The following is a 15326-nucleotide window of genomic DNA, read 5'->3' as shown; positions in this document are numbered from 1 at the left end:
ACTATGTCGACAATGAGAGAAGCCCTAACCAATCCAATTATCAAAAATAATCCTATTGCGCTGCAGATATTGGGTATTTGTTCGGCTTTGGCAGTGACCTCTAGTTTGAAGGTGACACTGGTAATGTGTCTCGCGGTGACCTTGGTTACCGCCTGCTCGAGCTTTTTGGTATCGCTGATTCGCAAGCAAATTCCTGGCAGCATCCGCATTATCGTGCAAATGGTAATCATTGCGTCCTTGGTTATATTGGTTGATCAGCTGCTTAAAGCATACGCGTTCGCAATCAGTAAACAGTTATCGGTGTTTGTCGGTCTGATTATCACTAACTGTATCGTCATGGGTCGTGCCGAAGGCTATGCCATGAAGAATCCGCCGGTGGCGAGTTTTGTCGACGGTATAGGTAACGGTTTAGGCTACAGCGTTGTGCTGTTGTCCGTGGCAGTGGTTCGCGAGTTGTTTGGCTCGGGCAAGCTGTTGGGCTACGAGATACTTCCGCTGGTGACTGATGGCGGCTGGTATGTTCCGAATGGTATGTTGCTATTACCTCCAAGTGCCTTCTTTTTGATTGGTATTTTCATTTGGGTGGTTCGATCCGTGAAGAAAGAACAAGTTGAAGAAGCCGATTTTAAGATTACTAAAAATACCCGCAGTGTTAAGGAGGCCTTTTAATGGAACATTACATTAGCCTATTCGTGCGCTCGGTATTTCTTGAAAATATGGCGCTGAGTTTTTTCTTGGGTATGTGTACCTTCTTGGCTATCTCCAAAAAAATCCAAGCTGCGCTTGGTTTGGGTATTGCTGTGATCGTAGTTATGGCTGTGACCGTACCAGTTAATAGTCTTATCTATAATCACTTACTTAGAGAAGGTGGTTTAGCGTGGGCCGGTTACCCAGAGGTGGATTTAAGCTTTCTTGGGCTGTTGAGCTATATCGGTGTTATTGCCGCCATTGTTCAGATAATGGAAATGGTTTTGGATAAATATGTCCCTGCGCTCTACAGCGCGCTGGGTGTGTTTCTACCATTGATTACCGTTAACTGCGCGATTTTGGGTGGTTCATTGTTTATGGTTGAACGCGATTATAATTTCTCGGAGTCGGTGGTTTACGGCGCTGGTGCCGGTACTGGCTGGGCCTTAGCGATTGTGGCGCTAGCGGGGATTCGCGAAAAGTTGAAGTACAGTGACGTACCAGAAGGCCTACGTGGCTTAGGTATTACTTTTATCACCGTTGGCTTGATGTCTTTGGGCTTTATGTCCTTCGGCGGCATTGTCCTTTAACCGAGAAGAACGGGAGACCTAGTTATGAATACAGTAGTTATTCTCGGTGTGGGAATGTTTACCGCGATAGTATTATCGCTGGTTTGCATTATCTTATTTGCGCGCTCGCGTTTAGTGAGTAGCGGCAATGTCACTATTGAGATCAATGGCGAGAAAACAATTACAGTAGCAGCTGGTGATAAATTGCTTAACACTCTATCTGGGCAGGGCGTATTTTTAGCGTCTGCCTGTGGCGGTGGCGGCACCTGCGCGCAGTGTAAGTGTATTGTTACAGATGGTGGCGGCTCTATGCTGGCTACCGAAGAAACCCATTTCAGTCCTCGTGAAGCCCGGGAAGGCTGGCGCTTATCCTGCCAGACTCCGGTTAAGCAGGACATGAAAATTGAAGTACCTGAAGACGTGTTCGGCGTTAAGCAATGGGAATGCACCGTTGAGTCTAATAACAACGTGGCAACCTTTATTAAAGAGTTGGTGCTGAAACTGCCCGAAGGCGAGAATGTTAACTTCCGTGCAGGTGGTTACGTTCAGCTAGAGTGTCCACCGCATCATCTAAAATATTCTGAGTTTGATATTCCCGCAGAATATAAAGGGGACTGGGAGCGCTTTGGCTTTTTAAACGTAGAGTCAAAAGTCGAAGAGACGGTAATCCGCGCTTACTCTATGGCAAATTATCCAGAAGAGCGGGGCATTGTTAAATTCAATATTCGCGCTGCAACACCGCCGCCAAACAACTTGTCGCTGCCAGCGGGTCAAATGTCTTCTTGGACGTTTAATCTCAAACCTGGCGATAAGGTTACGGTATACGGTCCTTTTGGTGAGTTCTTCGCAAAAGACACTGACGCGGAAATGGTGTTTGTGGGTGGCGGTGCTGGTATGGCGCCAATGCGTTCACATATCTTCGATCAACTTATACGCCTTGGTTCAAAGCGCAAAATTACTTTTTGGTACGGTGCGCGTTCAATGCGCGAAGCCTTCTACGTAGAAGAGTATGACAAGCTGGCCGCTGAAAATGACAATTTTGAATGGCATTTGGCATTATCAGATCCGCAGCCGGAAGATAACTGGACGGGTAAAACGGGTTTTATTCATCAAGTCTTGTATGAAAACTACCTGAAGGACCATGACGCGCCAGAGGACTGCGAGTTCTATATGTGTGGCCCGCCAATGATGAACTCAGCGGTTGTTAAAATGCTTGAAGACCTTGGTGTTGAGGCTGACAATATCCTGCTTGATGACTTTGGTGGCTAAAATTATATACCGCCCGATAAAAGCAGCCTTGGTGCTGCTTTTATGCGTATTAAGTGCCTGTTCTCCAACGCCGCCGGAATTTTTGCAGCTCAGCGGCATGACGATGGGTACTACCTATCATATTACCCTGCGTAATCCCGGTGAATGGACAGAGCAGTCCTTAAAAGCGGCTTTAGATGAACGCCTTATGGCGTTTAATCAAATCGCGTCTACTTATATTTCCGACTCCGAGCTTAGCCAGATAAATACCATGCCAGCGGACGAGTGGCATCAGCTTACGCCGATGCTGTTTGATATTTTGGTGTTGGCGGTAGAAGTAAGTTGGTTGAGTAATGGTGCGTTTGACGTCACCGTCGGTCCGCTGGTTGATCTGTGGGGATTTGGACCGGATAGACACGACGGCAGACCTGACGAGGGTGCGATTAATAAAGCCTTACAAGACGTTGGCTTTGACCGTATCGAGTTAGATCTGGCGGAGCACAAGATTAAAAAAACTGCGCCGCTGCGTATTGACCTATCGGCCATAGCCAAGGGTTACGGTGTAGATGCCGTCGCTTTATGGCTAGAGTCCTTAGGCAGTGCGGATTATTTAGTTGAGATTGGCGGCGAAATGCGCGTTGCCGGACTTAGCCCCCGAGGGGACTCATGGCGAATTGGCCTTGAAAGCCCGGATTTAAACGTTGATAAAACCACGCCCATTTTATTAGCTAATATTGGGGTGGCGACGTCCGGGGATTATCGAAACTACTTTGAAGAAAATGGTGTGCGTTACTCACATACCATCGATCCACGCACTGGTCGGCCGATTACGCATAATCTTGCCTCAGTCACCGTGTTGGACCCGTCTTGTGCTTTTGCAGATGCGATGGCCACGGCATTTTTGGTATTGGGTGGTGAAAAAACCATGCAGCTGGCGGAACAATTGGCTATTCCTGTTTACTTAGTAGAGAAGACAGATGACGGGTTTAGTAGCCGTTATAGCTCATCGTTTGGCCCCTATCTAGAAGAGGAGAATTAATATGGCGACCGTTTTTGCAGCTTTTATCGTAATGCTCCTTATCGTTGGCGCGATGTCCATCGGGGTACTGCTGGGGCGCAAGCCGATTGCAGGTTCTTGCGGTGGTGTGGGCGCTGCCCTTAATGATCCAGATTATATTTGTGATCTTTGCGGCAATGACCCTAATAAGTGTACTGAAGAGAATGACAAATCTCGGCAGACGGCATCTAAAACAGAGTTTTACGACGCTAGCTAATACTCGTTGCGGGTGTTGGCCCGCGCAGAGTAGTGATACTAATACCTTCGTTTAAGTGCACCTTTCCCGCCGTATTTTTCCTTGACTCCGATTTGCTATCGGCCATGGCCATAAAGTTATGCATTGGCCGTATGCTGTTTCCATGCATCCACCCGCGCTAAATAAGCTGCTCTAGCAATCTCCATATCCTTCAGGAAGGGCTCTAATTCATTTATGGTTAACGCCTGAGGGCCATCTACTAGTGCCTTTAGTGGTGCGGGGTGAAAGTCTACCAAGACCATATTCGCGCCGGCTAGCACGCCTTGGGCAGTTGCGTGGCAGAGCTCAAGTACGCCATCTGGGGCGATGTCTCTGCTTCCCACCGAGTGGGACGGATCAATACACACCGGCATTCTCGTCAAGCGTTTAACCGTGGGCACCTGAGCAAAATCCACCATGTTTCGGTGGGGTGCACCAAATTCACTTTTCATCCCTCTGAGGCAAAAGATCACCTGACTGTTCCCGGCGCTGGCGAGATATTCGGCGGCATTTAGTGATTCGCTGAGGGTGATACCGAAACCACGTTTCAGCAAGGCGGGATATTCATTTTGCTTGCCGATCGCTTTTAGAAGTTCGAAATTCTGCGTATTTCTAGTGCCGATCTGCATAATCACGCCGCATGGATTGCCCGCGGCCTGCAGGGCCTGATCTATTTCCTCCATGTGGCTTTCGTGGGTGACTTCCATGGCGATGACCTTGATGCCATGTTTACCTGCCAAGTCGAAAACCCAAGGTAAACACGTTTTACCATGACCTTGAAACGCGTAGGGATTGGTTCGCGGTTTATACGCTCCCATTCGCGTACAGCTGAGGCCGTTAGCTTTCAGCGCGATCATCATTTCTTCGACGTGTTTAGGATTGTCGACCGCGCACAGGCCGGCAAAGATATGCAGTGAGTCTTGATCGAAGCTTAAGCCTTTATACTGGAAGCCCGTTTGGCGCTGGACAGCCTTGTGGCGACCTAAAATGCGATACTCTTCCGATATTCGGATTACTTTTTCTACCGCCGGCAGCGCTTCTATTTCATCGATGCTTAGGGCATGGGTGCTACCCAGCAGATATATTTCATGCAGCAGCTGCTCTTGGCCGCTGACTTGGTGGTGCTGTACTGTAATGCCTGATAATTGCTGGAGGTGAGCGAGAGTCTTGATGTACGCAGGGTCTGTGTCTTTGATGTTGGGGTGGAGTATCAAAAGCATTTAATCTTCCTCTCAGATATCGATATTATGTAGTCGCGCCATACCAGCTTAATAATTATTCGGATCACAGCGCAATCATTTGGTGCCTAGTGATAGTATAGGCGCAGATTTACAACAGGGATTTTTGTATTCACCGCTATGGCAGTTCCGCTTTTTCTTCGTATTGGCATTCGCTATTTTTATCGCGCCTCTGGCAGTGATCGTTTCCTGTCGCTGGTGTCTTGGTTCTCATTGCTGGGAATGCTGATTGGCACCGTGTCACTTATTGTGGTGATGTCGGTCATGAACGGCTTTGAACGGGAGTTGCAGCAGCGGGTATTGTCGGTCGTTCCCCACGGCTATATACAAGGCCCTCAAGAGCGCTTGGCTGATTGGCCTGAATACATCCAGAAGCTCCAAGGCAGCGATGGCGTGAAAGGGGTGGCGCCTTATGTGGGCGGGAAAGCTATGTTGTCATCTTTCAAGCGACTCCGTGGTGTTGCTCTATACGGCATTGAACCCCAGCAGGAGCGATCGGTGTCTGCGGTCGCGGAACATATGGTGGCGGGGCAGTACTTGGGTGATGATGCCGGCAAGTACCAGATTATTTTAGGCGATATTCTAGCCCGTCAGCTCGGCGTGAATGTGGGCGATGACCTTACTGTTATTTTACCCAAAGTGACGGTGACCCCCTTTGGCTTGTTTCCCCGCGAAAAACGATTTCAGGTTAGCGGCGTATTTAGCGCCGGTGCGCAACTTGATGGCACGAGTGCATTTATTCATATTGCGGACGCCCAGCGACTTTATCAGTTGGGTGATGATGTTGAAGGCTTGCGTATTCAGCTAGCGGATATGTTTGCCGCTCCAGAGTTATTACCCAAGCTTGCGGCAATGATGCCAGCAGGTAGCATCGCGGTAACTTGGGGTGATAGCCAGGGAAGTCTTTTCCATGCAGTGAAAATGGAGAAGCAGATGGTGCGCTTATTGTTGCTATTCATCGTATTAATTGCTGCGTTTAATATTGTTTCTATTCTTAGTATGGCGGTATCGGGCAAGCGCGGATCTATTGCGGTGCTCCGCACCATGGGTGCTACACCTGCCACCATCATGGCGACCTTTGTGGTCTACGGTATGGCAACCGGTATTATTGGTCTGTGCTTGGGTTTGATTGTGGGTGTGCCGCTGGCGATTTATGTCGGTGACCTAGTGGCTTGGCTGGAGCAGCTAAGTGGTATGCAAATTTTTAATCCGGACGTCTATTTTATTACCCGCTTGCCGTCATTTTTACAGTGGTCGGATGTCGCAGTTGTGAGTGGGTTTGCCTTGTTATTAAGCCTTTTGGCGACCTTGTACCCTGCGTGGCAGGCGTCTCGGGTCCAGCCTGCGGAGGCTCTGCGCTATGAGTAAAGAGTGTTGTTATGTCTACTGCTGATGTGATGTCAGGTTCTACCTCTGCTGATTCGGTTCCTAGTGATTCTGTATTAGCGTGCCGTAAATTACGCAAGTTCTATGTTCAAGGTTCAGAGCAACTTACCATTTTGAACGACATCGATTTGGATATTGCCAGCGGAGAACGTATCTCTATTGTAGGCCCATCGGGCGCGGGTAAAACGACCTTGCTGCATATGCTCGGTGGTCTAGATGTGCCATCGCAAGGCCGAGTGCTGGTGAGAGGGCGTGATATTGCGGCAATGAGTGATCGTGATCGCAGCCGTTTACGCAATCGAGAACTGGGCTTTGTGTATCAATTTCACCATCTTCTCAATGAGTTCTCTGCTCTTGAAAATGCCGCCATGCCCTTGTTAATTGCCGGTGACAAGCGGGCTGTGGCCTTTGAGCGCGCGGGGGCTTTATTAGATCGGGTTGGTTTGGGGCATCGGTTAAAACATCGGCCCTCGCAACTTTCTGGTGGCGAACGGCAGCGCGTAGCGATAGCAAGAGCCCTAGTTAATGAGCCCGCTTGCGTTTTACTGGATGAGCCAACCGGTAATCTGGATGGCGACAATGCAGAGGCCGTGCAGGCGCTGTTATTAGAATTAAATAAAGAGCTGGCGATTAGCTTGGTGATAGTGACCCATGATTTAACATTAGCTGGGCGTATGGATAGGGTGCTCAACTTATATGATGGCTGCTTGCATGAGGCCAAGGTCTAATGCGCTCCTTATCCGCCTATATTGGTTTTCGCTACAGCGCAGATCGATCTGGCAATCAGCTGGTGTCGTTTTTGTCGCGCTTATCGATGCTTGGTCTGGTGCTCGGTGTTGCACTGCTCGTGGTGGTGCTGTCGGTGATGAACGGCTTTGACCGGGAAATGCGTAATCGAATCTTAGCCTTGGTGCCGCATATCACTCTGCAACCTTGGTCCGATCAGCAAGTCGATTGGCAGCAACTTAAGCTAGACGTTGAGCGTCATCCCCATGTGCTGGCCACTGCGCCATTTGTGCAGGGCAACGCCATGTTAATAAAGGGCGCTGCGGTTGAGCCCAGTGTATTTTTTGGTATAGACCCCGCGGCGGAAAAACGGGTTTCTGTTATTGAGGAATATGTTGATCTCGATATATTAACACCAGACGCATCGGGTCTTATTCTTGGCAAAGCGCTGGCCGATCGTCTGGTGATAGAAGCGGGGGATAGAGTAACGCTGGGCGTACCGCAGGCTGAGGGTCGGCAAAATGTCCGGTTTGTGCAAATGAATGTGGCCGCGGTGGTCGCGACGGGCACTGAGTTAGATCAGCAGCTAATGTTGATGCATATTAATCAGGCGCGGTCACTGTTTAGCGAAGCGCCCCCGGTATCGCTTAGAGTGTCAGTTGACGATGTGTTTGCCGCGCCTCAAATTGCCTGGGAACTCGCATCGGTTCACGGCAGAGATTACATGCTGAAGGATTGGAGCCAGCAATTTGGCAATATGTACCACGCGATTCAAATGTCGCGTAAGTTGGTGGTGATTATGCTGTTGGCGGTCGTTGCCGTGGCGGTTTTTAATGTGGTGTCGACCCTGGTGATGGTGGTCAATGACAAACGCGCGGATATTGGTATTTTGCGGAGTCAGGGCGCCAGCCAAGGCGATATATTGCGTATTTTTCTGACGTATGGCGCAGTTATCGGCGCGGTCGGCGCTGCGGCTGGCGGAGTTGTCGGGGTGCTGCTGGCATTAGGTATTAGTGATTTAGTGGCTGGGATAGAAAGCGTCTTTGGCGTTAAGTTATTGCAGAGCGACGTCTACCCTATAAATTACCTGCCGTCAGATGTTCGAATCCCTGATGTACTTATGGTGTGTGCTACCGCGTATATTATGAGTTTATTGGCGACAATTTATCCCGCGTGGCGGGCATCCAGAATGCCACCGGCAGAGGCCTTGCGCAGTCACTGAGCTAAGGTCTGGCTTGCCGAGACTGCTGCCGTTTGCGCCAGCGCTTAATCACGTGGACACGCCAAAGAATATGCACACTTGCGGCGCCAACAAGACCCGATAGCAGGCCAGTAAGAAAACAGCCTAATATCAACGGTCGCCAGAGATGGGTGAATTCCTCGGCCAGCCAAGCCCAAGATAGCTCGAAGTGAAAGGTATTAGGGGGTATCCCCATCGCCAAGGCGCCGAGTTTATAGGTGAAGTAAAAGATGGCGGGCATAGTGATGGGATTGGTAATCCAAACCAGCATCACCGAGATAGGAAGATTAGCTCGAAATACGATGGCCGCCAATGCGGCGAGGATCATTTGGGTTGGAATGGGTACAAAAGCAATAAACAGCCCAAGAAACGACGCCACGGTGACCGAGCGTCGGTTCAGATGCCAGAGGTTAGGATCATGCAGCAAGCTTCCAAAAATACGAACCGAGGGGTGCTCGCGCATTTTTTCGGGCGTCGGTAGCCAGCGTTTAAATAGTTTTCGAGCCATCCGTGCAATTCTAATTTACTATTCTGACAGATAAAAACTACCGAGCCGCAGACCGGTAATATAGGGGCGGCATTATGCACGGTTCCAGCGGGGGACTCCAGCATGTTGTCATGGATGACGGCAGCGATAGTCGGTTTTATAGCGGTGGCGTTTACTTCCACGCTGATCAGCTATGTCGCATTAGGACTAACCTGCCTTTTGAGTGCGCTGCTACATGTAGCGCTGCGCTCAAGGCTCAGCGCTAGTTGGTTGGCGTTTTCGCTCGCTGTTGGCTACGCCAGTTGTTTTGGGCATTGGCGGGTATCGCAATTATTACCTGAGAGTCTAAACACCAGTGATTTTGTCGCCACGGTGGAAGTAGTAAGCGTTCCAGCGCCACGGCAAGGCTTTACCTCCTATTATCAATTTGACGCAAATTTAATAGCACTAGCGTGCGACGACGATTTACCCGCCAAGAAATGTCGTCTTCCATCGTCATACTCCGGTTCTGGCTTAGTGCAGTTGAATTGGTATGCAGACTCACCACCTCAATTTGGCGACGTTTTCACGGCGAGCCTGCGTTTGCGCCAAGCCTACGGCTATCAATCGCCGGGCGCATTTGATTACGGCCGGTGGATGTTTGCTAGCGGCTATTCTGGTCGCGGTTATGTGCGTAAGCCCGAGATGTCGGTCTACCTAGATTCAAAGCCTGCGCGGTCATTTAATAACGTGAGGCAGGGGATTGTGGCTAAGATCGGCCGCCATCTTGAAAGGTATCGCCATGGCAATATTATGAAGGCGCTGCTGTTTGCTGATCGCAGCGATATTGGCCGTGAGCAGTGGCAGGTCTTTGCGCGGACCGGCACCAGCCACTTAATGGCGATATCTGGCATGCATATTGGTATCGTCTTGGCATGGGGGCTTCTTGTCGGCCGCGTGTTTGGCGCGCTAGTACCACGTGCTAATACCTTGGTGATAGGCGCTATTTTCGGTCTGTGTTTCGCGCTTGGCTATGCCGCACTAGCCGGTTTTTCGGTACCTACGCAGCGCGCGTTAATAATGGCGATGGCGGCTTTAATTGCATTTTGTTTGCGGCGCAATATCTCGGTGTGGCAAGCATATATTACTGCCATGTTGCTGGTGCTGATTGTCGATCCCTTAGCGCCGCATCGAGCGGGCTTCACGTTGTCATTTGCGGCGGTTGGCGTGTTGCTGTTTGCCTTTCAGGGCCGACGGCGCAGCAAGCAGCTAGGTAGCCATCTTGTTCTAGGCATATTTCGTTCCCAGTGGGCTGTGCTGCTGGGCCTAATTCCACTGCTAATGATGTGGGGCTATGGGATCAACCCCGTTAGCTTTCCGGTTAATCTATTGGCTATTCCACTACTCACATTACTCATACTACCCTTACTATTTTGCGGTTTGCTATTCATGGGCTTGGCGCCTTCACTGGCGGATAGGAGTTGGCGGATTGCAGACTACTTGCTTGATATTTTGCTGAATGGACTCACCTTAGCTGCGGGGAGTTTTCCGCAAGTCTTTATGCCAATTTCCATCTTCAGCTTTGTATTTATGAGTATTTCTATATTGGTGTTACTGCTGCCCCGCGGCACCCCCGCAAAGTGGTTGGCGATGGTGCCGCTCATATGTCTTTTCTTGATGCCAGCGCCACGACCTAGCGTGGGCTCAGCCTGGGTGACAGCGCTAGATGTGGGGCAGGGCTTGTCGGTGCTGGTGCAAACAGCCACAAAAACCTTGATATACGACGTTGGCCCTGACTTCAGTAGTGGCTTTAATACCGCAGATGCCGTGGTGATTCCAGCCTTGCGGCGCTTCGGTATTGATAAGGTAGATGTGTTGGTGATCAGTCACGCAGATCGGGACCACGCAGGGGCTGCGCCGGCGCTGTTAAAAGGAATAGACGTTGCTGAGTTGCGTGTTGGCGAAAGCCTTGTTGCGGTAAATAAAGGCGCTTTGGTTTGCGCTAGACCCCATCGCTGGACTTGGGATGGGGTCGATTTTGAGTTCCTTAATAGCAATGGCGACCGCAGTTTGGCGGGAAACAACGCATCTTGCGTACTACGGATTAGCTTGGCCGGGACATCCTTGCTACTGACGGGAGATATAGAAAAATCGATTGAGGGCGAATTGATCGCGAGCGGACAAACTTTGTCGGCAGATGTATTAATCGCCCCCCATCACGGCAGTAAAACCTCATCAAGCATCGAGTTTCTTCGCGCGGTGTCACCTTCCCATACGGTGTTTTCTGCGGGTCGCAATAATCGCTATGGGCACCCAGCGGAGTCGGTAACTCAGCGTTACACGCAGCTGGGGACTCGATGCTGGTCTACGGCCTATCATGGGAGTATTCAGTTTAGATTAGACGAATTCGGCGCGGCCTTAGAAAAAATATGGGGGGGCGGTCGATACTATTGGCAAATTGATGGGTATTCGCCGGAATCTGGCGAGGAAATATGCAGCAAATTGCATTCCGGACACTGATTCGCTTTTTACCCCGGCATTCCCTACGTATAATGCCTGCACATAAAAATTGAAGGGATTGAATGTGCTGGAATTGGTGAAAGCCGGCGGTTGGCTAATGCTGCCCATTATTGCGTCCTCTATTATTGCGATGGCAATCTGTGTAGATCGCTTCCTTAAATTGAATCCCGATAAAGTCGCGCCGCGAAGTTTGCTGAATCAGGTGTGGTCCTGGTTGCAAAACAAGCAACTTGACGCTGCAAAACTGCGTGAATTACGCCGTGGCTCTCCACTGGCTAGGATCTTGGCGGCAGGACTGGCGAATGCCAAGCACGGCCGAGAGATTATGAAAGAGAGTATCGAAGATACTGCCTCGCTAATTATCCATGATTTAGAACGCTACCTTAATGCCTTGGGCACGATTGCCGCGGTTGCGCCTTTGCTCGGTTTGCTGGGTACGGTGCTAGGCATGATTCGCGTGTTTACCGAAATCATGGTGCAGGGAACCGGTAATGCCGGGGTGCTTGCCGGCGGTATTTCAGAAGCATTAATTACCACGGCCTCGGGTCTTTGTGTGGCGATTCCCGCCTTGGTTATGCATCGTTATTTTTTGCGAAGAATTGATGAAATTGTGGTCACCATGGAGCAAGACGCTATAAAGCTCATTAATGCTATGCACGGTGAGGTCCAAATAAAGGATTCGTCGGCAGGAAAGTCCGCGTGAAATTTAAACGTCAGCGAGTGGACGATGGCGGGGTAAATTTAACGCCCCTCATTGATGTTGTGTTTTTGTTGCTCATTTTTTTCATGGTATCGACAACGTTCACGAAAGAAAGCCGCCTTAAGCTCGAACTCCCTACTGCGCGAGGCGAAGCTGCCCTGCAAGAAAATAAGGTCTTGGAGGTTGTGGTCGATGCGGCGGGGCATTATCGCGTTAATGAACGGCCTTTAGCGGTGCATACCTTAGACGCATTAATGACTGCAATGCGCGATGCTGCAGCCAATAACAGTGACGTGCCAGTGGTAATTACTGCCGACGCCAAGAGCCCGCATCAATCAGTCATTACCGCAATGGACGCGGCGGGTAGACTGGGGTTTGCTAAACTTAGTCTAAGCACTCAAGATCCAGAAATGACTTCTGTTGATCAATAATTATTAGTATCAGGAACACCCAGCATTATGAGTAATGAGCAGTCGGATCTAGCTATATACGGACGGCTAATAAAGTATGTCTTGCCGATGTGGGTGATGTTCTTATTGAGCGTACTCGGTTTCTCCGTGTTCTCTGGTGTGCAGGTCTTACTTGCCGACATGATGCAGCTAATAGTTGATTATATTGGCGGCAATATGGTCCAAGGTGAGGGCGGTCTGTCGGCCAAACTTATGTGGAAGCTTGGCGGCGAAGATTTTGTGTTAACGGATGCTCGTCTTTGGATCGTGCTGATGATGGTCTTCCTGGGGATTGTTCGCGGTATTGGATATTTCGCAGGTAACTATTTTATTTCTATTGTTTCTCACAGCTTGGTTCACAATCTGCGCTGCGAGTTATTTCAAAAAATGCTCTACATGCCTAGTGCCTACTACGATCATAATTCAAGCGGTGTGATGATTTCTAAAATCACCTTCAACGTAGAGCAAGTCACCGGTGCAGCGGTCAACGCCACTAAAGTGGTATTGCGTGAAGGTACGTTTGCCATCGGCCTCATTATGTTTCTGCTGTATTCGAATTGGAAACTCACCATGGTGTTTTTCGTGGCCCTGCCGATTATCGCGGTCATTGTGTATTGGGTTGGCAAGCGGTTTCGCAAGATCAGTAAAAGTATTCAAAATGCCATGGGCGACGTGAATCAGGTCACCAACGAATCGATTAGCGCCTACCGAGAAATTCGTTTGTATGATGGCATCAGTTATGAGCAGAATCGATTTAATGAGGCCAGTCAACGCAACCGCTCACAGAATATTAAAATGGCTTTTTACAATGCTATTAGTCCCTCGGTCATCCAATTCCCGGTGGTATTGGCAACCGGTGTACTGATTTGGATCGCGCTGGGCTTAGGTGGCGAAATGTCGCCTGGGGCGTTTGTCGCTTACTTGTCAGCCGCCTTGTTTTTACCCAAGCCCATGCGCCAACTTGCCGATGTGAGCAGTACGATTCAAAAAGGTCTGGCGGCAGCTGAAGATATATTCGAGTTCATTGACACCGAGCAGGAAAAAGACACAGGCACCTACGTTAGCGACACGACCAAGGGCGATATCGCGGTTAAGGGCCTGAGTTTCGCCTATGCCGACGGCGACGAGAAAGTATTGCGGGATGTAAGCTTAAGCGTTGGCGCTGGGCAATCCCTGGCCCTCGTCGGACTCTCAGGTTCGGGTAAGTCAACCTTGGTAAGTCTGATTTCTCGCTTCTACGACCATTCGGAAGGCGAGATACTCTTAGACGGTATTGATGTGCGCGAGTACACGCTAGAAAATCTTCGCGACAAGATGGCCCTAGTCACCCAGCAGGTCACCTTATTTAACGATACTATTTTTAATAATATTGCCTACGGAAAAATGGCCGGGTCCACGCCTGAGCAGGTTCGCGCCGCGGCTGAAGCAGCGCATGCAATCGAGTTTATTGATCAACTACCCAATGGCTTTAATACCATGATTGGTGAAGACGGTGTCATGCTGTCTGGTGGCCAGCGCCAGCGGCTAGCGATAGCGAGAGCATTCTTGAAAAATGCGCCGGTACTGATACTTGATGAAGCGACGTCGGCCCTAGATAACCGCGCTGAAAATCATATTCAGCAGGCTATGGAAGAAATCATGAAAGGCCGGACCACTATTGTGATCGCGCATCGTTTATCGACCATTGAAAAAGCCGATAACATTGTGGTGATGGAGGCAGGGCGAGTGATGGAGCAGGGCAATCACACTGAGCTGCTGGCGCTGAACAAACGTTATGCTCAGCTCTACAATAAGAATTTTGAGGATCAGTAAATGTCCTTAGAGCAGCGTATAAACGCTGCTTGGTACGGGCGCGCCGGTTGGCTGTTGCTGCTGTTTCCTCTCGCGTTGTTATTCCGTCTTATTGCTGGGCTGCGGCGTTCTTTTACTGAGCCGCAGTCCTGCGGTGCGCCAGTCATTATTGTCGGCAATATCACGGTTGGCGGCAGCGGAAAAACCCCTGCGGTATTGGCCTTGGCTGAATTCTGCCGTCATCGTGGCTATCGCGTTGGTATTGTCAGTCGCGGTTACGGTGGCCAGGCGCCTCATTATCCCTATCTGTTAGACGCGACTACTGAGCCAAGTATTGCCGGCGATGAGCCCTGTCTGATTGCACGCCGCAGCGGCCTGCCGGTCGCTGTGGCGCCGGACCGCCTCGCCGCGGCAAAGTTATTGGTTGAGCAAGAGCGGTGTAATATCATTATCAGTGATGATGGCTTACAGCATTATCGCCTGGCCAGAGACATAGAGATCCTATTGCTTGACGGCCAACGTGGTTTTGGCAACGGCTTCTGCTTACCTGTAGGCCCGTTGCGAGAACCTATCGCCAGAGCGAGTCAGGTTGATCTCACCATTATCAATGGTGGTAGCAACACGCTTAGCGGTCACACCATGTTACTCGTAGGCGAGACCGCCATTAATTTGAGTAGCGGCGAGCGTCGCGGTTTCAGTGCTTGGCCAGAGGCGGAACGCCGCATTCACGCGGTAGCCGGCATTGGCAATCCATCGCGATTTTTTCAGGCCTTGCGCAGCAAGGGTTTTGAAGTAATCGAACACGCGTTTGCCGATCACCACGCGTTTACTACAGCGGATATTTGTTTTGCCGATCGTTATCCGGTAATCATGACGGAAAAAGACGCGGTCAAGTGCGCGCAATTCAAACTTGAAAATTGCTGGATGCTACCGGTGGATGGCGAGATTGGATCAGCTTTTTACGACGAATTTACAGTATTACTTGAGCGCTTAGCCACGCCTTAATGTAATCCA

15 protein-coding genes are annotated in these 15326 nt (G+C 50.1%); 13 read left to right on the top strand and 2 right to left on the bottom strand.

Going from position 1 to position 15326, the window contains the following annotated elements:
• Positions 1-3: 3 nt before the first annotated feature.
• The 5 genes from AB4875_RS11205 to nqrM are packed head-to-tail and all read left to right on the top strand — an operon-like array spanning position 4 to position 3778.
• Positions 4-669: an NADH:ubiquinone reductase (Na(+)-transporting) subunit D gene (locus tag AB4875_RS11205; protein ID WP_368376140.1), complete on the top strand. Its 666-nt coding sequence runs from the start codon at positions 4-6 to the stop codon at positions 667-669.
• Entirely contained in the window at positions 669-1277 is a 609-nt protein-coding gene (gene nqrE, locus AB4875_RS11200; protein ID WP_368376139.1) for an NADH:ubiquinone reductase (Na(+)-transporting) subunit E, read from the top strand. Before AB4875_RS11205 ends, nqrE begins: the two co-directional genes overlap by 1 nt.
• 24 nt (positions 1278-1301) lie before the next feature.
• A complete protein-coding gene (gene nqrF, locus AB4875_RS11195) occupies positions 1302-2525 on the top strand; it encodes an NADH:ubiquinone reductase (Na(+)-transporting) subunit F (protein ID WP_368376138.1) in 1224 nt (407 codons plus the stop codon).
• The gene (locus AB4875_RS11190; RefSeq protein WP_368377077.1) at positions 2509-3543 is read left to right on the top strand and encodes an FAD:protein FMN transferase; all 1035 of its coding nucleotides are present in this window, start codon (positions 2509-2511) and stop codon (positions 3541-3543) included. The genes nqrF and AB4875_RS11190 overlap by 17 nt, the downstream gene beginning before the upstream one ends.
• A gap of 1 nt (position 3544) precedes the next feature.
• The gene (nqrM, locus tag AB4875_RS11185; protein WP_368376137.1) at positions 3545-3778 is read left to right on the top strand and encodes a (Na+)-NQR maturation NqrM; all 234 of its coding nucleotides are present in this window, start codon (positions 3545-3547) and stop codon (positions 3776-3778) included.
• Positions 3779-3894: 116 nt separating this feature from the next.
• Here nqrM and AB4875_RS11180 read toward each other — a convergent pair whose 3' ends face one another.
• Positions 3895-5016, bottom strand: a complete 1122-nt coding sequence (locus AB4875_RS11180) for a 3-deoxy-7-phosphoheptulonate synthase (RefSeq protein ID WP_368376136.1) — start codon at positions 5014-5016, stop codon at positions 3895-3897.
• 138 nt (positions 5017-5154) lie between these two features.
• Here AB4875_RS11180 and AB4875_RS11175 point away from each other — a divergent pair, with 138 nt between their 5' ends.
• The 3 genes from AB4875_RS11175 to AB4875_RS11165 are packed head-to-tail and all read left to right on the top strand — an operon-like array spanning position 5155 to position 8368.
• Positions 5155-6402: a lipoprotein-releasing ABC transporter permease subunit gene (locus tag AB4875_RS11175; RefSeq protein ID WP_368376135.1), complete on the top strand. Its 1248-nt coding sequence runs from the start codon at positions 5155-5157 to the stop codon at positions 6400-6402.
• Between the two features lie 11 nt (positions 6403-6413).
• Positions 6414-7148, top strand: coding sequence for a lipoprotein-releasing ABC transporter ATP-binding protein LolD (gene lolD, locus AB4875_RS11170; protein WP_368376134.1), 735 nt, complete (start codon positions 6414-6416; stop codon positions 7146-7148).
• A complete protein-coding gene (locus tag AB4875_RS11165) occupies positions 7148-8368 on the top strand; it encodes a lipoprotein-releasing ABC transporter permease subunit (RefSeq protein ID WP_368376133.1) in 1221 nt (406 codons plus the stop codon). Before lolD ends, AB4875_RS11165 begins: the two co-directional genes overlap by 1 nt.
• A 1-nt stretch (position 8369) precedes the next feature.
• On the opposite strand, the gene AB4875_RS11160 is transcribed toward AB4875_RS11165, so the two are convergent.
• Positions 8370-8894 (bottom strand): DUF2062 domain-containing protein, encoded by a 525-nt coding sequence (locus AB4875_RS11160; RefSeq protein WP_368376132.1) that lies wholly within the window; start codon positions 8892-8894, stop codon positions 8370-8372.
• Between the two features lie 102 nt (positions 8895-8996).
• Between AB4875_RS11160 and AB4875_RS11155 the strand changes: the two genes are divergently transcribed.
• From AB4875_RS11155 to lpxK, 5 genes are all read left to right on the top strand, one after another.
• Entirely contained in the window at positions 8997-11372 is a 2376-nt protein-coding gene (locus AB4875_RS11155) for a DNA internalization-related competence protein ComEC/Rec2 (protein WP_368376131.1), read from the top strand.
• Positions 11373-11436: 64 nt separating this feature from the next.
• Complete coding sequence (locus tag AB4875_RS11150) at positions 11437-12075, top strand: MotA/TolQ/ExbB proton channel family protein (RefSeq protein WP_368376130.1); 639 nt, start codon at positions 11437-11439, stop codon at positions 12073-12075.
• The gene (locus AB4875_RS11145; RefSeq protein WP_368376129.1) at positions 12072-12503 is read left to right on the top strand and encodes an ExbD/TolR family protein; all 432 of its coding nucleotides are present in this window, start codon (positions 12072-12074) and stop codon (positions 12501-12503) included. Before AB4875_RS11150 ends, AB4875_RS11145 begins: the two co-directional genes overlap by 4 nt.
• Before the next feature lie 27 nt (positions 12504-12530).
• Positions 12531-14333, top strand: a complete 1803-nt coding sequence (gene msbA / locus AB4875_RS11140) for a lipid A export permease/ATP-binding protein MsbA (protein ID WP_368376128.1) — start codon at positions 12531-12533, stop codon at positions 14331-14333.
• Positions 14334-15317, top strand: a complete 984-nt coding sequence (lpxK, locus tag AB4875_RS11135; RefSeq protein ID WP_368376127.1) for a tetraacyldisaccharide 4'-kinase — start codon at positions 14334-14336, stop codon at positions 15315-15317. It abuts the gene before it with no gap.
• Positions 15318-15326 lie beyond the last annotated feature (9 nt).

Source organism: Zhongshania sp. R06B22, assembly GCF_040892595.1.
GTDB classification, from domain to species: domain Bacteria; phylum Pseudomonadota; class Gammaproteobacteria; order Pseudomonadales; family Spongiibacteraceae; genus Spongiibacter; species Spongiibacter arctica.
The sequence above is the reverse complement of the archived record's forward strand: the minus strand, read 5'-3'. Positions and strand labels throughout refer to the sequence as shown.